Raw genomic sequence first — 19008 nt, 5'->3', positions numbered from 1 at the left:
TCCTTTCAGAACAGGCCTGGTTGGCTCACGTCTTTCCTCTCGCCTTGAGGCTTAGGAAGAACATATTGGACCTTCTTCATCCTCCCGTTTTCATCGAAGAACCGGCGAAGATTCATGGTCTTTACCCCAAAATGGTCAGCGATATTAGGGATCTTGGGCTCTTTCTTCATGTGCTGCCCCTGCTGCAGCGGAACCCGGGCCTCATCCGTCACAATGACTGCCCCCTCGACCTTGGCCACGGCGATCAGCCAGGGATCCGCCTTGCTCTCCGGCTCCCAGTATCGGCGCGACTCTTCCGTATACTTCCCGCAGGTGACCAGGTAATCCTGGATTTGCGCATAGACCTGCCCATACCTGTCATCCTTATGACTTATTTGACGACCTTTGAACATTGCACGCACCCAAAGATCCAGCATATCGGGATCAGCGGCCTGCTCGTTGACCAGCTCGTCGTAGACGACATCCACCAAGGCGATCGCCTTGTCCTCAGCCAGCTTTTCCATCCATCGCCAGAAGGGGTGGAATTCCTTGTAGCCGAAAGGATGGTTGAGCCGGCAGGAGGCGATGAAGACGTTGGAATCGGGCAGGTAGAGGGTGGCGGTCATATCAGCTTCTTTTCACGAATCAACCCCTGATAAGACTGCGGGGAACGCACCCCCACCAGGTCGAAGCCCTCAGTCGGAGCCAGTCTTCCCCCGTCCATGGCGGCATTGACCAGGCGGACGAAACCGGTATCGACCCTGGAGGCATTGGTCCTGTTGCCGTTACCATGGGACTCCCGTTCCTGACGATGAGCGGTCTTGTCCCGAAGATGCCGATCCATTCGTGCCCGCAGCTCCTCAAGCGTATCCTCATCAGTCAAGCCAAACTGATGGGCTTGTATCCCCATGGCCAAGGCACTCAGATGGAAGTCGTCAGCTATGGACTCCGCAGCATCAGCTGGCTCTTTGCCCCCGTCCAGCTGCTCTCGCCACACCTGCCGGAAGCGCTCATCGTCAATCACGGCCTTTACCACCGCCCGGTTTATCGCGCGCTCCGTGGCCTTGCGGCCCCCTTGGCCGCCAATGCCGTCGAAGAGCTCCTGAGTGCCCAGCAGTACGTGCCCCACCTCGTGAATCAAGGTGAAGATCATGCCGTCAAAGGAATCATTTCTGTTGATGAACACCAGCGGAGCCATATCGTCGATCAGCACGAATCCCCGGAACTCCTGAAGATCCAGCTTTCGAGAACTCACGGAACCCACCTGGGAGTTGAGCATGATCATGATGCCCGCATGGGAGGCACGTTCCTTGAGCTGACGGAAACGGTCGCTAGAATTGCCGCCCTCCCAGGCAGAGCGCCCATCCAGCCCAAGGGTGGAGCGAAGTGCATCAGCCAAGGAATCGTCCTGCTCGGCATCGCGCACCGAACCTACCAGCGGGTTGGTATCCAAGCCGGACTCAAGCAATTCATCCCTGGCCCACTCCTGCCTGAACCGCATCTGGTCGATGGTGTCCTGCAGATTTTTGCTGGGCTGCACAGACGTGTTGCCTACGGTCCGGTAACGAACCAGAGGCTCAAGGCGACGCTGGGGCACAACCGACCTGACCAGGGCACCGAAAGGCACATGCAGGGCCCTGCTGAGCTGCTCAACCTTGTTGAAGGATACGGATACGGGTTCCTTGGATTCCAGCCAATCCGGCAACTGGCCAAGTCCCCGGCGCTGAGACAGGGCCACTGGATCGGCATCGCTCTCCTCAACGGCCCACTGGAGGGTGGCCGGATAGAGAGTCAGATTAGCCATGTCACGCTCCTTCGATTCCGTGAGGGGCTCTAATGACAATGATAGCTGCACCAGGCCTATCCGTCTGCCGTAAGCACCCAGTAGGGCATACCAAGAAAACAGGGCCTGGGTGAGGATTCATGAACCTCATCCAGGCCCTGCCACTGCCACCGACGACCTAGGAGCGATCGTCTACTCGCCGTGAGCGAGCTGGCGGAGCTGGTCTGGGTCGATGACCTTGATGTGCTCGCGTCCGACCTTGGCGCCCTCGGCGCGCTCATAGGCATCGACCCGCTTCCAACCGGCGAAGTCGATAGGCTGGATGCCCTTGTCCGCCAGGAAACGATCAATTGAATCATCGTCCCGGTCCTGGGCAAAGCGGCCGCGAGTCGGGCTGGCCGCCAGGTCATCCAGCATGTTGCCGATGGTCTCCAGGGCATCGGATTTGGTGGACCCGATCAGGCCCACAGGCCCCCTCTTGGCCCAGCCCGTGGCGTAGAGCCGGTCGATGGGTCGACCGTCCTGCCCCTCGGGAGCAGTAGTCACGCGACCGTGGACGTTGGAGAGGGTGTAGCCGGAGAAGTCGTAAGGAATGCCGGGAACCTCGGCTGGCTTGTAGCCGATGGCGTGGTAGACGGCCTGTACCGGATACTCCTCGTACTGGCTGGTCTCCTCCATGGCGCCCTCGGGCGTGACCTTGGTCTTCTCCACGCGAATGCCGGTCACCTTGCCGTCCTGGCCGATGATCGCGGCAGGCATCCGGTAGAAGTGCATATAGAAACGGCGGTCGGCGGGATTGCCCTCGAAGTCGACTCCGCCGTCCTCAGCCATGTCCTCGGCCATTTCCCTGATGGTGAAGAGCTCCTCCAGCATCTGGCGGGTCAGCTTGTCGGCACCGGCCCGGTCGATGGTCTCCTGATCCAGGTCGAAGTCCTCCTCGTTGATGATGATCTGCACTCCGGGCAGCTTCTCCAGCTCGCGCAGCTCCTGGACCGAGAACTTGGCCTGGGCCGGGCCGCGGCGGATGAACATGTGCAGTTCGCGGGCCTGGTTGCCCTGAATCCCCTGGTAGACATTGCCGGGGATGTCGGTGCCCAGCAGGTCGTCAGCCCGCCGCATCAGGATTCTGGAGACATCCATGGCCACGTTCCCGCCTCCGATGACGGCCACCTGCTTGGCATCCAGGGGCCAGTCCTGGTCAGCGTCGGGATAGCCGTCATACCATTCGACGAAGTGGGCGGCCCCGTGAACGCCATCAAGCCCGTGCCCGGCGATCTCCAGGGGGCGGTCGTCCACGGCGCCGGTGGCGAAGAGCACCACATCGTAGCGTTCAAGCAGATCATCCAGGTTGACGTCCCTGCCGAACTCCACATCCGCATAGAGGTGGATCTCGGGGTTGTCCAGGGTCTTCTCCAAGGCGCCGGCGATGTACTTGATGCTGGGATGGTCCGGGGCCACGCCGTAACGGACCAGACCGAAGGGAACGGGCAGTTTTTCGAACAGATCGATGCGGGCCCGGTCGCCCAGGCCCAGGTCGGCACCCTTCTCCCGAAGCTGCCGCAGCAGGATGTCAGAGGCGTAGACCCCTGCAGGCCCCGCGCCTATGACGGCCACGCGCAGGGGTGAGCCGGCTTCCTCGCCGCGGGCCGGTGCGGGCATGGTGGAATCGTTGACAGTAATATCGCTCATGCTTGTCAGCCTAACGCAAAGCGTCGGTCGGGAACAGAGCTAGTCGAGCTCCATCCCCGGGACTTTCACCAAGCGTCGCGAAATGGTCTCAGTCCCGGTCTATCAGCGCAGTCAGGGCCCAGAGGATGGAAACCACGTCGATGGCCTCCTGGGTAAAGGCGCCGACAACCACCGGGATCAGGTCGAAGGCGGCACAGAGCATGCCCACCGTGGCCAGGGTCAGCCCCAGCATGACCGCCTGGAGCATGACCCGCTTGGTCCTGCGGGCTATGGTGATCGACCTGGGCAGGCAGGCGATGTCGTCATTCATGATTACGGCCTGAGCGGACTCAGAGGCAGCCGTGGTAGTGCCGTCAGTGATGGCCATGCCCACGTCGGCGGCAGCCAGGACCGGGGCATCGTTGACCCCGTCCCCCACCATCACGGTGATGGATTTGGTCACTGACTCCCCCAGGAATTTGGACAGCCAGATGTCCCAGAATGGCTGCCGGTTGGGCTCCTCCCTGGAAGCCTTGGCGATCAGATCGGCCTTGTCCTCGGGGAAGAGGCCGGCATGCACGTCGGTGATGCCCACCTGGTCGGCGATGATCCGGGCCGAGGCCTCCTTGTCACCGGTAACCATGGAGAGACGGGTGATCCCCAGCTCCCGAAGCTGGGCGATGGTCTGGGCGGCATCCGACCTGGGCACATCCTTCATGACGATTCTGGCAGCCAGGACCCCATCGATAGAAATGTAGGAGGCCATCTCGTCAGGCGCCAGGGGGCCGAATAAATCACTTGAACGCCCGTCAGCCACGAACTGGGCCCTGCCCACCATGACCTGGTGGCCGTCGACCATACCCTGGACCCCGTTGCCGGAGTCCTCCTGAACCTCCTGCGCATGCAGATGGATCTCGTCATTGCTCTGCGCCCGCAACCGCTCCTGGGCGGCAGCCCCAGCCTCAGCGATCCCGTTGGCCAGGATGTGGACCGAGTAGGCCTCCACAGCGCCCGCCATAGCCAGAATCCGGTCTGTATCCACCTTCTGCTCCTTGCCGTCAGGCAGGTCGATCTTGGCCACTTGGGGACGTTTGACGGTCAGCGTGCCGGTTTTATCGAAGAAGATGTGCGAGACCCGGCCCAGATTCTCGATCACGTCCTGGGTTTTGATCAGCAGACCCGCCTTGGCCAGCCTCCCGGTCCCGGCCATGTAGGCCACAGGGGCGGCGATCAGCAGAGGGCAGGGGGTGGCCAGGACCAGAACCTGGGCGAACCGGGTCGGCACGCCGGAGATGATCCAGGCCACACAGGCGATGATGAAGGCCACCACGGTGAAGGGGACTGCCATCAGGTCGGCTGTTCTGACGACTGCAGCCCGCGAGTTCTGGGCGGAACGCACCAGGTTGAGGATGCGCTGATACTGGGAATCACGGGCCAGCTGCCGGGCCCGCATCAGGAAGGTGCCCGAGCCATTGACCGCCCCGGACATGACCTGGGCATCCTGGTAGAGCCTGCGGGGCATGGGCTCACCGTTGATGGTGGACATATCCAGGGTGGCGGTGCGGCTGATCAGCTCGCCGTCAACGGGCACGGTCTCGCCGGGCTTGACCACCAGGAGGTCGCCCAGGCGGACCTGATCGACCGCCACCGTGCTCCAGTCGTTCTCCTTGGGAAGGCCATGCTCTCCCTCTGGCAGGTCTACCTGGACTACATGGGCCACCTGAGGGGCGGCCTGAACCAGTACCGTCAGGTTGTTTTGCGCCCTGTTCCCTGCATACTGCTCGATGGCGTCGCCGGAGTAGAGCATGAGGACCACGGCCCAGCTGGCCCAATACTGCTTGACAGCCAGGGTGGAGAGAATGGCGACCACAGCCAGGATATCCACGCCCACGTGGCCATGTCGCACGTCATCGATCATCCCCTTGAGGGTGTCCACCAGCGAAACGGCCACCAGGGCCGCAACCAGCCATTGGGCGGCCTGGCGATAGGGGTGCCAGAGCAGGCCCATGACCAGCCCGCAAATCAGAACCACCCAAAGCATGGGTACCTTCTTGGCGAAACCCAGGATTTTCGACATGACCACTTCCCCGCTCCGGACTTGTCAGCCTGACAGCCGTAGCCGGATCACGGCTCTCTTTTCCTCTTGACATATCAAGCCTATACCGCGTCGGCGCCGGCGATGGACGGCGAGTACGACAAGGGGCCGCACCCGCCAAAGTGACGGATGCGGCCCCAGGGAGTCAGTCCCGGATCACTGCCCGAAGAAGAAGCGGAAGGGATCCATGGAATCGTCGTCGCCGGAACCGCCCTCGTCAGAGTCGCCGTCCTGACCACTGCCGTCCGAGTTCCTCCTGTTGGTCCTGGGCTTGCCCTGAACGGTCTGCTCCTCGCGGTCCAGAGTGGCGTTCACTTCGGAGGTCTTGCCGTCCCTGACCACGGTGATCTTGACCGAGTCACCGAAGGCGGAGGCCCGGACAAAGCCCAGCAGGGAGAAGTTGTTGTTGACCGCATGGCCGTTGAAGGCCACGATGGTGTCGCCGGCCTTGATGCCCGCCTTGTCGGCCGGGGAGCCGGAGACCACCTTGGTGACCTTGGCCCCGCCTCGGGTGACCCCATCGGCCTGTGCTGTGCTGCTCTGGATGGTGACACCCAGGGAGACATGCTTGGCCTTGCCGTCCTTGATGATCTCATCGGCGATCCGCTTGACCAGGTTGGACGGGATGGCGAACCCGATGCCGATGGATCCCGCCTCGGACTTGGAGGAGGCCATGGAGGCTATAGAGGAGTTGATCCCGATGACCTCGCCGGCCGCGTTGAAGGTGGGGCCGCCCGAGTTGCCGGGGTTGATGGCCGCATCCAGCTGGACCGCGTTGGTGACGATCGGGTTGTTGTTGCTCTCGTCCATGACCGAGACCGGGCGGTTCAGAGCCGAGACGATGCCGGTGGTGGCCGTGTTCTCATAGCCCAAGGGATTGCCGATGGCCATGACATTCTCGCCCACAGCCAGCTTTTCGGAGTCGGCGAACTTCACAGGCTTCAGGTCGGAGGGCGCCTGATCCAGGCTGAGGATGGCCAGATCGGCCGTGGTGTCGGTGCCGACCACCTTGGCCGTGTACATCTGCCCGTTGGAGAGGGTGACGTGAATCTCCTGAGCGCCATCGACCACGTGGTTGTTGGTGACCACATGGCCCTGGGTGTCGAAGACCGCGCCCGATCCGGCCCCCACCCCGCTCTTGGTCTGCACCTGGATAGAGACCACGGACTCGGAAACCTGCTTGCTGATGGCCTGCCAGTCGGGAGCTTGGCCGCCCTGGACCTTGGCCGTGCCCTGGCCCGAGGAATTGGAGGAGACCCCGTTCAGCGAGGAGGACGAGGGCAGGGTGATCCATCCGTTGGACAGTGCCGCCCAGCCCAAGCCCAGCATGAGGGCTGCGGCCACCAGGGCGGCCACCACAGCGGTGAAGACGTACTTGCCCGTGCCGCTCATGCTGCTGCCGGCGTTATTGCCAGGACCGGACCGGCCGTTGTTGGGGCCGCCGGATCCGAAAGGCACGAAGGGACCCTGGCCGGAGGGCTGGCCACCCTGGGGGCTCTGGCCGGCGTTCGGACGGGGCTGGCCGTTCTGCCCGAACTGGCCTGGCTGTCCGTATTGTCCGAAGAAGCCCTGCTGAGGACTGGAGCCATACCCCTGGCTGGGCTGCTGCTGCCCCTGATCGCTGGCAGACGGACGCGAGCCTGCAGGTGCGTAGGCACCATACTCGGGCGCAGGCCGATAGTAAGACTGCTGCTGCGTCTGCGCATCCTGCCCTGTGGCCGAGTCGCTGGAAGCGGAGGTTGAAGCCCCAGTGCCGCTGCCGTCATTCGACGCGCTTTCCGCAGTCGCGGGCCGTGCATCGCCACCAGGCATGGCAATAGGGGTCGTGGGCCTCTGGTCCCAGGCCTGAGTCTGCTGGTCCCCTGCTTCTGGTGCGGGGACCTGGGCAGAGTCATTCTGGTCCTTGGAAGCTCCCGCCTCCTGCTCCTGATCGGCGGCCCCGCGGTCGATGTGGCTTGGCTGCCAGGACTGACCGTCATCGCCGCCCCTCCAAGGGTCGGCCTTGTGCTCTTCAGCCATTTCTGCTCCTTCGGATCGATGCCGCTGCCTGCTATTCGGTCACGCTTGTCAATCTACCCCGTCGCCCGCGCTTTTTGCTGTTTCCGGCTGACAGGCGAAGCGGGTCGTCGCATGCATTGCTTCCAAGTCTAGAGCCGCAATGCTGAATGTTGTCTGGACATTGCATGAAAGTCATATCGACTGTACGCAGGGCAGCAACGGGACGGTTGGATGTCTTGGATACAGTGGAGCCATGAGCCTGATCACCAACCCGCTGGGAGCCACGCCGGGCCGACCCGGCGACCGCACCGCATTCTCATTCGAGACCCTGAACCGTCTGCCTGACAGCCCCGAAGGTCTGGGACGCAATGGCCGCCGCTACGGCCGCACCGGCATCATCCACACTCCTCACGGAGACATCCACACCCCCGCATTCATCCCCGTGGCCACCCAGGCGGCCATGAAGGCCGTCCTGCCCGAGCAGATGCGGCAGTTGGGCGCCCAGGTCCTGCTGGCCAACGCCTTCCACCTGTTCGAGCGCCCCGGCCCTGACATTCTGGACCAAGCTGGAGGCCTGGCCCGGTTCATGAACTGGGACGGCCCCACCTACACCGACTCGGGCGGCTTCCAGGTGCTCTCGCTGGGGGCGGGATTCAAGAAGACCCTGGCCATGGACGTGACCGGCATGAAGTCGGACCAGGTGATCGCCGAAGGCAAGGAACGCCTGGCCTTCGTGGATGAGGACGGGGTCACCTTCAAGTCCCCGCTCAACGGCGACCGGCACCGCTTTTCGGCCGAGATCTCCATGGGCATCCAGCATCGCATCGGAGCCGACATCATGTTCTCCTTCGACGAGCTGACCACCCTGATGAACACCCGCACCTACCAGGAACAGTCAGTGGAGCGCACCTTCCGTTGGGCCAAACGCTGCGTGGACGAGCACCACAGGCTGACCCAAGCGCGGACCGGCAAGCCCTACCAGGCCCTGTTCGGCGTGGTGCAGGGGGCCAATTATGAGGATCTGCGCCGACGCGCCGCCCGCCAGATCGCCTCCCTGGACTTCGACGGCGTAGGAATCGGGGGCGCCATAGAGAAACGGCTGCTGGGGCAGACCTGCGCCTGGATCTGCGACGAAATGCCCGAATCCCGGCCCAGGCACGTGCTGGGCATCGCCGCTGTGGACGACATCTTTGCAGGCGTGGAGAACGGCGGGGACACCTTCGACTGCGTATCCCCGGCCCGCTGTGGACGCAACGGGGCCGTCTTCACCCGTGACGGCCGCTGGAACATCAAGCGTGCCCAGTTCAAGACCGATTTCAGACCCATCGAAGAGGACTGCGACTGCTATACCTGCACCCACTACTCCCGGGCCTACATCGACCATCTGCTCCGCGCCCACGAGCTCAACGGCTACACGCTGGCCACCATCCACAACGAGCGTTTCTTCGTAAGGCTGCTGGACGAGATCCGCCAGTCCATCGATGGCGGCTACTTCGACGACTACAAGAAGGAGACGCTGGCCAGGTTCTACGCCCACGGATCCAAGGGCTGAGCCAACACGCCATTATTGCGCCGCGCAGACAACCGTGCTAACCTTTCCAGTTGTCTGCGAACGTGGCGGAATGGTAGACGCGCTGTCTTCAGGTGGCAGTGAGCTGATGCTCGTGAGGGTTCAACTCCCTCCGTTCGCACAAAGAAATGAAATGTCTTTGGCTGACTGATGTCGGTCGAAGGCATTTTTTATTGGTCCGATGGCAGCCGAGGCCGTTCAGCCTATTCGATATTCCAGGCATGCCCACCAGAATCCCCAGTCCGATTGGATCTGTCTGACAAGGGCTGCTAGGAGCGAACCAGCCGGGCGATGGCCTCGGAGGCCTCCTGCATCTTCTCGTCGGCCTCTTCACCCCCCTTTTCGGCGGCTTCGCGGACGCAGTGGTTCATGTGATCGTCCAGCAGGGTCAGGGCCACCGACTTCAGGGCGCTGGTCGAGGCGGCGATCTGGGTGAGGATATCGATGCAGTAAGTGTCCGACTCAACCATCTGCTCGATGGCCCTGACCTGGCCCTCGACACGCCGCAGTCTGGTGATGGTCCGCTTTTTATCGTTGGCATATCCGGGCACGATTCACTCCATTCGCATTCATCCCATGGCCTTCATGACGCAGCCAAGACTGACTCGAATTCATGAAACCCATCTCGAAATTCACTATCAGTATACCCCTGGGGGGTATAGTGAGCCACATGAGCAGCATCCTGGTCCTTATCGCGGCCCTGGCCATAACGGCGGGCATCATCTGGTACTTCTTCGCGCCCAGAAAGGCCACCCAGGCCAAGGATGAGGGCGGCGTCCAGACAGTCCACATCACAGTCAAGGGCGGATACAGCCCCCAGCTGATCCAAGTCCAGGCCGGGCGGCCGGTCAAGCTGGTCTTCGACCGCCAGGAGAGCGGAGAGTGCTCCTCGCACGTAGTCTTCAACGATTTCAACATCGACAAGACCCTGCCCGCCTTCCAGACCTCGACCGTCCAGCTGACCCCGCCCAAGGCCGGCGACTATCCCTTCGCCTGCGGGATGAACATGCTCCACGGGATGCTCCGGGCCACCGATGGCCCGACGACCGGCAGCGCCGAGGCACAATCCAAACAAGCACAGGGCAGCCAGTCACAAGGCGAGCGCCCACAAGCCGAACCCACCGAATCCGCCAAGCCCGCCCAAACCAATGGCGGCAGCGACCAGGACGAGGCGGATCAGGAGCGCACGGCAGAAATCCGTGACCTGACCAGGCGGTTCATCGTAGCCCTGGTCTTCACACTCCCGGTCTTCATCCCGGCCATGTTCGGCATGTTCCTGCCCATGCCCCACATGCTGATGAACCCCTGGGTCCAGCTGGTCCTGATTCTGCCGGTGATGTTCTACTCAGGCTGGCCCATCCACCGCACCGGATGGCTGGCCCTGGCGCACCGGGCCCCGGAGATGAACTCCCTGGTCGCCCTAGGCACTGCCACGGCCTTCCTCTACTCACTGGTGGTCACCGTGGCCCCGCAGCTCCTGCCTGAGGGAAGCCGCGAACCCTACTACGAGGCTGTGGGCACCATCATCACCCTGATGATCCTCGGCCAGATCCTGGAGGCAAGGGCCCGGCGCGGCACTGGCGATGCCATCCGCGCCCTTGTCGGACTCAGGCCCAAGACCGCCACCGTGGTGAGGACCGACCAGGACGGCAGGGAGACCACCCAGGAGATCGCCGTCGACGATGTAGCCGTCGGGGACGTGATCCAGGTCCATCCGGGCGAGAAGCTGCCGGTGGACGGCCAGGTCATTTCCGGATCATCCTCAGTGGACGAATCCATGGTGACCGGCGAGCCCATGCCCGTCCTCAAGCAGGAGGGCGATTCCCTGGTCGGAGCCACCGTCAACGGCACAGGCTCCCTGCGCTACAAGGCCACCCAGGTAGGGCAGGACACCGTTCTGGCGCAGATCATTCGGCTGGTCAAGACGGCTCAGACCTCCAAGGCACCCATCCAGAAGCTGGCCGACCGGATATCGTCAATCTTCATCCCCGGGGTCATCCTGGTAGCGCTCTGGACCTTCGTGGCCTGGTGGGCGTTCGGCCCCATGCCCCGCGGAGTATACGGAATCGTGGCGGCGGTCTCCGTCCTGGTCATCGCCTGCCCCTGCGCCTTGGGCCTGGCCACCCCCCTGTCCGTAACGATCGGCACTGGACGCGGCGCCCGTGCCGGCGTGCTCTACCGGTCGGCGGAGGCCCTGCAGGGAGCGCATGACGTCGATACCATCGTCCTTGACAAGACCGGCACCATCACCCAGGGCCGACCCGAACTGGCTGATGCCCTGAGCGTGCAGGGTCTGGATGAGGACCTGCTGATCAGGGCAGCCGCGAGTGCCGAGAGCAATTCCGAGCACCCCCTGGCCCAGGCCATCGTCCAGGCCGCCAAGGACCGCAATCTGGAGCTGGTCCCGATCAAGGACTTCGACTCGGTCACCGGCGCCGGCATCGATGCAACCTTCCCCTCCGGCTCCTTCAAGAGCATGACAGAAAACAGCCGGAATGAAGAGAATACCCTCCATGTCCTTGTCGGCAACCGCAGGCTGCTCGAGGGCAAGGGAATCGATCTAGGGAACGAAAAGGCGGACCAGGCTGGCGCACAATCCCTCTTGGACACCGCCCGCAGCTGGGAGGATCAGGGCCGCACAACCATCTTCGTGGCCATCGACGGCAGGCTTGCCGGGGTCCTGGCCGTGACCGACCAGGTCAAGTCCGGGTCCAAGCAGGCCATCCACGACATGAACGAGCGCGGCATCCAGACCATCATGCTGACCGGCGACAACCAAGGCACCGCCGAGCAGGTCGGCAGCCAGGTCGGGGTCACCCGGGTGGTGGCGCAGATCCATCCCGAGGACAAGGCGAGCATCGTCAAGGCCCTCCAGGCCCAGGGGCACAAGGTGGCCATGATCGGCGACGGCATCAATGATGCCCCAGCCCTGGCCCAGGCCGACCTGGGCATGGCCATCGGCACCGGAACGGACGTGGCCATCGAATCCGCCGACGTGACCCTGGTCTCGGGCGACCTGAACGCGGCGGTCAAGGCCATCGACCTTTCGGCGGCGACCATGCGCAACATCCATCAGAACCTCTGGTTCGCCTTCGGGTACAACGGTCTGGGCATCCCCATCGCCGCCGGCGTACTCTACCCCTTCATCGGCCTCCTGCTCAACCCCATGATCGCCGGTGCAGCCATGGCCTTCTCCTCCCTGTCTGTGGTGCTCAACGCCAACCGGCTGCGGCATACGCCCCTGAAGGCCAGGCCGGTCAAGGAGGCCAAGCCAATCGACATGGATGCCCTGACCAGGAACCTCAGTATTTCCACCCACCAAGAACACAACCAAGAGAAAGGAAACGAGATGGGACTCTTCCATCATCATGACGACATGCAGCAGGACCAGGCAGCGACGGACAAGGTCACCGACCCGGTCTGCGGGATGTCCATCGACCCCAGCACGGCCGCAGCCAAGCGCGACTACCAGGGTAAGACCTACTACTTCTGCTCGCAGAATTGCGTCGATACCTTCGATGCCGATCCTCAGAAGGTGCTCAACAAGTAGGATCGCGTGTTCGGCGTCTGATCAGCGGTCGTCAGCGAGCTGCCAGGGCTGGTCGAAAAAGTCGAAGATGCGCTCCAAGTAGGGCCCCAGAACCTTGTCAGGCATCTGGTAGAGCTCGTGCATGCTGCCCGGGATATGCACCAGCGTGGCCTGGCAGCCGCCCTGCTGGACCTGGTCGACAAAACGGTTCTGGGGCATCGGCAGCACAAAGCGGTCGGGCTGCGCCTGGAAGAGCAGCAGAGGGGTCTCCACCCGGCTGCATCGGTCAGGACGCAGTATGGCCCGGCTCATCTCCAGGCTCTCCCTGACCCAGCCGAAGGTGGCGGCGCTGGTCTGGTAATGCACCTCCTTGGCCCGCAACTTATGGGTCCAGGACACCCGAGCCTGGCTGCCATTGGGGTACTTGCCCATGTCCAGTTCGGGGTGGAAGGGGCCGAACCCCGGAGCCATGCTGCGCGAGCGGCCCATCATGCAGGCGGCGTTTGTCGCCGTCCAGGCCACCGAGGGCATCAACCCGGTCCTCGGAGCAATCATGGGTGATGACAGGACCGCCTTGTCAATAAGTGAAGGAAAAGTTTCCAGCATCCTTGCAGCCACACCGCCGCCCATGGAGTGGGAATAGAGCACCATAGGCTTGTCCTGGGCGTATTGCTGGCCCACCTGGGAGCAGAAGGCGGCCAAATCCGCCACATACCGCTGCCAATGATCCACCCATACCAGACTGGGATCGTTTACGCCCCGGCCGGAGAAACCGTGTCCCCAGTGCTCGGGAATGCAGACAGAGTACCCCTGCATCAGGAAGTACCAGGCAATCTCCTGATATTTGTCGGCGAATTCCGAAAAACCGAAGGAGATGATTACGGCCCCGCGCACGCGAGCCGACCCTGACTCCACCGCGCCCTGGCGGAAAAGCGCCCTGTCATAGCAGACGTAATGCAGAAGCCGGGAGGGGTCGACGCCGCCGAGATGGGCCTTGTCCAGCAAGGTTCCCCCGTCCTCGCCGCCGTCATGGGAGATCATCCATCCGTCACTGCGACAGGAGGCCAGATCAGGAAGGACGCGATCCTTCATGATCTGGTCGTAGCGGCGCTCCTCAACCAGTTGGACGCTCATGCTCTCACCCTATACCACCTTCTGTTGGACTCGGCCCTACATGAGCCGGGTGCTCTCCAGGTTTCTGACGATCCAGTCATTGAAGCGGATGACGGGCTTGCGCAGAACCAGCCCCAGCAGCAGCGAGGGCACCAGGAAGAGGGCCAGGGTGGCCATCTCCCGCCAGAACTCCATGCCATAGGCTCCGGCAACGGCCGACTGCATGGCCCCGATGGCGTGGACGAAGGGCAGGAAGGGATAGACCCCTTGGAAGAAGCCGGGCAGGGTCTCCATGGGGAAGGTGCCGCCCGAGCCAGCCACCTGCATGACCAGGAGGATGACAGCGATGGCCTTGCCGATGTCCCCGAAGGAGACGACCAGGGTATAGATCAGATTCATGAAGACGAAAGAGGCGAAGACCGCCACCAGCACGAACATCAGCGGATGGACGCACTGAACCTTCAGGTAGAAGAGGTCGCCCAGGGCAATCAGGCAACCCTGGAGGATGGCCATCAGGGCGAAGACCGCGAATCTGCCGAAGTACTCCTGGTAGAGCTGAAGGCCGAAGCGGCGGGCGTTGCCTGGCGACTCCGGGCGGAAGACTCCCCAGGAGCGGCTGCCCTCGGAATCCTCATCCAGGTCATCGGCCCTCTTCCAGGCATCCTGCAGGGAGTCCAGGTGCAGGACGAAGGCCTTCTTCTTGTCGGACAGGGCCACCTTCATCATGGCTGCCAGAATGGTGGCGCCCACCCAGATGGAAAGGATGGTATAGAAGGGGGTCATGGCCGACCCGTAGTTCATGACCGGGAAGACCGCATGCCGATGGATGCCTACCGGCGAGGACAGAAGCGCGGCCAGGGTTTCGGAATCCCCGCTCAGCAGGGTTTTGACCTCCTGCGCATCCTTGCCCTGCGAAGCCTGGGTCAGGTGTCCCCCCAGGTCGGTCAGCCGCTTGGAGGCCTGGTCCAGGCGCTGGGAGATCTCGCCCAGCTGGTCCTTGGCCTGGCTGATGTCCTTGGTCATAGGGCCCGTCAGCTCAGAGGCACCTTTGACGGTTCCGTCCAAGCCCGTCAGCAGCCGGTCGGTCGAAGTGACCACGGTGTCCATGGAGGAAGCCAGGTCATCCAGGCGGGGCTTCAGGTCATTGCGGTACTGGGCGCGGACCTGATCCACCGAGGTGCGGGCCTGGGCGATCCTGTTCTTCAGATCCTGGCGCTGACCGGCCAGCTTGTCCTTGCCCTCCTTGGCCGTCTGGGAGGCCTGGCTGATCCGATCGGCCAGATCGCGCTGGGCCGCCTGGGCCGCCCGCATTCCGGCCTGGGCCCGATCAATGGCGGTCAGCAAGGCCTGGCGCTGCTCCGCTGTCAGATTGGAGTCGGATTCCACAGTGCTGCGCAGATCCTCCAGGCTGGCGACCATTCCGTCGTAGTCGGCCGCCGATTCCCTGATCCGTTCGCTCAGGTCGTTCAGCTGGCTGCTGACGGCATCGCTCTGCCGGCCTACCTTGTCAAAGGCATCGTCGATCTTGGAGCCGATGGTGTCATAGGCGCCCGATGCCTGGTCAAGGGCAGCGTCGACCGCCTGGGCCGACCCGGAGAGGGACCTGCCCAGATCCTTGGATCCCTTGGTCCCTTGGTTCAGGGCCTTTCTGGCATCGGCCATGGCGGAATCGGACCGGCCCAGGATCCTGCCGGTGGAGTCGATCATCTGTCCGGAGGAATCCAGTAGGCCCGCATAGGCATTCACCTGGCTGGAGGCAGTGGTCAGCCGCTGTGACATCTGGTCGATGTGGCCGGTCGTCCTGGTCAGATAATCCTGGACTTCGGGGCTCTGAGAATAAGTGAAGACCTGGCTGGCCAGATCGATCCCCACCTGCCCCACGGTCTTGACGAAGGTCTTGTCGATGGTCGTGGCCACGGTGTCGGCCCCCTGCTCGGTGACATGGGGGGCGATGGCGTTCTTCTTCTCGTTCAGGTAGTACTCAAGGTTGGCGTGCTTCACATCCTTTGAGAAGAGGGTCATCATGTCCGCGCTGAAATCCTTGGGAATGACGATGGCGGCGTAGTACTCGCCCGAGCGCACCCCCTCCAGGGCCTGGTCGCGGTTGACGAACCTCCAGTCCAACTGGTCGTTGGCCCGCAGGGTGCTGGTGACCGTCTCCCCCACGTTGATCCTGACCGGGATCAGGTCGGACTTGTACCCCTTGTCGGTGTTGGCCACGGCCACCTTGATGGCCTTGGTGTTCTTATAGGGGTCCCAGCTGGCGGCGATGTTGAACCAGGCGTAGAGGGCCGGGACGATGATCAGGCCCATCAGGACGATGATGGCGATGACGTTGCTGGTGGCATCGGCCAGGTCCTTGCGCAGAATCCTCCAGATGTTCCTCATCGGCGATCACCATCCTCGTGAGCGTCTTCCTCATCGCGGTTCAGGACTGATTCGCGCACGGCCGTGGTCAGCCTTGTCACGGCCGAGGGACCCTGCCGACGCGGGCGGATCAGGGTGTGGAAGTCCATGCCGGGACGCTCGGTCAGGCCCAGCTGCTGCACATAGCTGTCGCAGATGTACTCGACGATGATCAGGTAGGCGTCGATCAGGACGATGGAGGCGATGCAGGCGATCAGCATGACGATCTTGGCCTCGGTGCTGAACAGCAGGATGAGGAAGAGGACCGGCAGCAGAACCAGGGCCAGACCAGCCCGGATCAGCGTTGGATAGAGGGCCAGGAAGCGATGCGCCCGCCGCCTTATGACAGCGCGGTAGTCGCCCTCGCCCAGGATGGAGCGGGCCAGGCTGCCCAGGCTCAGACGACGGTCGGCCGAATGGTTCTGCTCGGTCAGCATCAGGTCGGTGGCGCCCAGCCGCCGGTCGAAGAGGGCGTTCAGGTTGAGCAGGTACCGCCGCACCACCAGTCCGATCAGGAGGGCCGCGGGCAGGTACCAGAAGATGTGGAGCATGTCCTGCCAGTAGTGGTTGCCGTACATGCCACCGATGGTCTCGCGCATGGCGTTGATCCCGTAGGTGAAGGGCAGCCAGGGGTTCAGATTGCGGAAGAAGTCGGGCATCATCTCAATGGGGTACATGCCCGAGGAGCCGGGTATCTGCAGAATGACCAGGACCACGGCCAGGGCCTTGCCGATGTGCCTGAAGGAGGCGGCCAGGGCATAGATGATGTTGATGTAGACGAAGGAGGCAAAGACCCCGGCCAGGACGAACAGGGCCGGCTGCTGGCACTGGATGCCCAGCATCAGGTCGCCCACTGTAGCGATCAGCGCCTGGAAGAAGCCGACGAAGACCAGCAGAAGCCAGCGGCCCAAGTAGGCCTGGGTGGCGGTGCACTTGCGGATGCCCTCCTTGTCGACCTCCAGCTTGTAGATGGCGATCAGGATGAACCCGCCCACCCAGAGGGCCAGATTGGTGTAGAAGGGCGCTACGGACGACCCGTAGTTGCTGACCGGATAGACCGTGTGGGAATCCAGCTTGACCGGCGAAGCCATGGCCTTTCCGAAGGATTCGGGGCTCAAGCCCAGGGTCTGGGACATCCGGTTCCAGGCGGCCGAGGATCCCAGGGCCGCCACATCGGTGCGAACCCCCTCCAGATCGGACCTGACCGAAGCCAGGGAGGCCCTGGTGGTGGACAGGGTTGACTGGGCCTGACCAATGGTGGAATCCAGCTGGTCCAGCAGGGCATCGGTCTGGGCGGCCGTGGTGGACAGGCTGCTCAGGGCGCCCTGGAGCGAGCCATTGGAGGCATTGAGGTTGTCCAACCCGGTAAGGAGGTTGGGCATGGTGGTCCCCGTCAGACTTTGGCTGGCCGCAGTCAGGGCCTTGATGCCTGTGTCGCCGGTGTCGGTCATGGCCGAGCTCAGGTCCGATGCGGCCTGCTTGCCCGAGCCCAGGGCCGTCGAGGAGTTCTTCTTGAAGGCATCCAAGGATGCCTTCTGCTGCTGGTTGGTCTTTTTCAGATCGTCGATCTGCCGCTGGATGCTCTCGTAGGCCGGATCCCCGGGATGCAGCCCGGACTGGTCCAGACCTGTCTGGAGCCGGTCCACGGCCTTCCCGTTGGCGTCCACCAACTGGCCCAGGCCGGAATTGACCCGGTCCACCTTGTCTTGGGTGGCGTTCAGGTCGGAGGTAATCCCGCCTGCCACCGTATTCACATCCGTGACCGCGCTGGACAGCCGCACCGACCCGTCCGCCAGGGCCTGGTTCAGGGCGGAGGAGAAGCGGAGGCTGTCATCGCGGGTCCTGGTCATGTGGTCCTGGGCCTTGCTCAGGGTGGCCTGGGTGGCCGATATCTGACCCTGCAGGTCCTTGATGTCGCTTCTGGAGCCGGCCACGGTCTGCCTGGCCTGGCCCATGGTGGAACCAATCCGGTCAAGCTGGCCATCCGTACGATCCAGCTGGCCGATGATTTCCCCCAGGTCGCCCACCACCTGACTGCGGCTCTGCTCGGCCGCGCCCTGGGCATCGCCGGCGGTCTGCAGGACCTTCCCGGCCAGGGCATCGCTGACGGCCGAGACGAAGACGGTGTTGATTTCCTGGTCGATGGTGGAGGCGCCGGTGTCGGTCACCTTGGGGGCGATGGCGTTCTTCTTCTCATTGACGTAATAGTTCAGCGCAGGCCTGCTCCCGGTCCCCTCGACGATGCCGACCAGATCGGCGCTGAACCGTTCCGGGATGATGATGGCCGCGTAGCACTTGCCTGAGTGGACCTCGTCGATGGCTCTCTGGTCATCATCCATGAACTTCCAACCCAGGCTGTCGTTGCCGCGCAGCTCCTGGATGACCGATCTGCCGGCATTGATCCTGCCGGTTTGCGCGGATTGGGCCCCTCGATCCATGCTGACGACGGCCACGGGCAGGTTCTTGACGTTGCTGTAGGGGTCCCAGAGGGCCATGATGTTGAACCAGGCATAGAGGGAGGGCAGCACGGCCACGCCGATGGTCACCACCAGGGCCACGGGGTTGCGCAGTATCCGCCAGAGATCTCGCCTGAAGATGGCCAACACGGTCTTCACCGCCAGGCACCTCCTTCTTGTCTGTCCGGGGTATCACGGCACTGGCCTGCTCCACTCGGATCGGCTGCATCCTCCCGGGACCTACGTCCGGCCCGAGTATAGCCACCCTTCCTTACTGGCCCAGGCCGGTCAGCTGATCGTGAATGCCCGCTTAATGCCCACTCAAGGCTGGAGGCGGAAGGGCAGGCATGCGACCAGTGGTGGTTTCATCGTATATGAGTAAGGACGGATTCCCAGGGCGACACGGGCTAC

General features: G+C 63.1%; 11 protein-coding genes and 1 tRNA gene. 3 read left to right on the top strand and 9 right to left on the bottom strand.

Annotated features, from left to right (window positions below; genetic code table 11):
• Positions 1 to 5: 5 nt before the first annotated feature.
• The 5 genes from ACUIAG_RS07485 to ACUIAG_RS07465 all read right to left on the bottom strand — a co-directional run bounded on the left by ACUIAG_RS07485 (position 6) and on the right by ACUIAG_RS07465 (position 7544).
• The gene (locus ACUIAG_RS07485; protein ID WP_445339533.1) at positions 6 to 605 is read right to left on the bottom strand and encodes a DUF4411 family protein; all 600 of its coding nucleotides are present in this window, start codon (positions 603 to 605) and stop codon (positions 6 to 8) included.
• Positions 602 to 1783, bottom strand: a complete 1182-nt coding sequence (locus ACUIAG_RS07480) for an ImmA/IrrE family metallo-endopeptidase (RefSeq protein WP_445339532.1) — start codon at positions 1781 to 1783, stop codon at positions 602 to 604. Before ACUIAG_RS07480 ends, ACUIAG_RS07485 begins: the two co-directional genes overlap by 4 nt.
• Before the next feature lie 171 nt (positions 1784 to 1954).
• Complete coding sequence (locus ACUIAG_RS07475; protein WP_445340389.1) at positions 1955 to 3421, bottom strand: FAD-dependent oxidoreductase; 1467 nt, start codon at positions 3419 to 3421, stop codon at positions 1955 to 1957.
• Positions 3422 to 3539: 118 nt separating this feature from the next.
• Positions 3540 to 5507, bottom strand: a complete 1968-nt coding sequence (locus tag ACUIAG_RS07470; RefSeq protein WP_445339531.1) for a heavy metal translocating P-type ATPase — start codon at positions 5505 to 5507, stop codon at positions 3540 to 3542.
• A 174-nt stretch (positions 5508 to 5681) separates the two neighbouring features.
• Positions 5682 to 7544, bottom strand: a complete 1863-nt coding sequence (locus ACUIAG_RS07465; protein ID WP_445339530.1) for a trypsin-like peptidase domain-containing protein — start codon at positions 7542 to 7544, stop codon at positions 5682 to 5684.
• A 232-nt stretch (positions 7545 to 7776) separates the two neighbouring features.
• Between ACUIAG_RS07465 and tgt the strand changes: the two genes are divergently transcribed.
• Positions 7777 to 9075 carry a tRNA guanosine(34) transglycosylase Tgt gene (tgt, locus tag ACUIAG_RS07460; protein WP_198201176.1) on the top strand — a complete coding sequence of 433 codons (1299 nt, stop codon included), beginning with the start codon at positions 7777 to 7779 and terminating at the stop codon, positions 9073 to 9075.
• Between the two features lie 56 nt (positions 9076 to 9131).
• Positions 9132 to 9214, top strand: a tRNA-Leu gene (locus ACUIAG_RS07455).
• A 148-nt stretch (positions 9215 to 9362) separates the two neighbouring features.
• Here ACUIAG_RS07455 and ACUIAG_RS07450 read toward each other — a convergent pair.
• Positions 9363 to 9644, bottom strand: coding sequence for a metal-sensitive transcriptional regulator (locus ACUIAG_RS07450; protein ID WP_024627554.1), 282 nt, complete (start codon positions 9642 to 9644; stop codon positions 9363 to 9365).
• A gap of 119 nt (positions 9645 to 9763) precedes the next feature.
• On the opposite strand from ACUIAG_RS07450, the gene ACUIAG_RS07445 reads away from it, so the two are divergent.
• Positions 9764 to 12643, top strand: coding sequence for a heavy metal translocating P-type ATPase (locus tag ACUIAG_RS07445; RefSeq protein ID WP_445339529.1), 2880 nt, complete (start codon positions 9764 to 9766; stop codon positions 12641 to 12643).
• A gap of 21 nt (positions 12644 to 12664) precedes the next feature.
• Here the strand turns inward: ACUIAG_RS07445 and ACUIAG_RS07440 are convergent, their stop codons facing one another.
• From ACUIAG_RS07440 to ACUIAG_RS07430, 3 genes are read right to left on the bottom strand one after another with little or no spacing between them, the layout of a single operon-like run.
• Complete coding sequence (locus ACUIAG_RS07440) at positions 12665 to 13756, bottom strand: alpha/beta fold hydrolase (RefSeq protein WP_445339528.1); 1092 nt, start codon at positions 13754 to 13756, stop codon at positions 12665 to 12667.
• Positions 13757 to 13792: 36 nt separating this feature from the next.
• Positions 13793 to 16123, bottom strand: a complete 2331-nt coding sequence (locus tag ACUIAG_RS07435; RefSeq protein WP_445339527.1) for a YhgE/Pip family protein — start codon at positions 16121 to 16123, stop codon at positions 13793 to 13795.
• Positions 16120 to 18756 (bottom strand): YhgE/Pip family protein, encoded by a 2637-nt coding sequence (locus ACUIAG_RS07430; protein WP_445339526.1) that lies wholly within the window; start codon positions 18754 to 18756, stop codon positions 16120 to 16122. The genes ACUIAG_RS07435 and ACUIAG_RS07430 overlap by 4 nt, the downstream gene beginning before the upstream one ends.
• Between the last annotated feature and the right edge of the window lie 252 nt (positions 18757 to 19008).

Source organism: Bifidobacterium sp. ESL0825 (assembly GCF_052606465.1).
The sequence above is the reverse complement of the archived record's forward strand: the minus strand, read 5'-3'. Positions and strand labels throughout refer to the sequence as shown.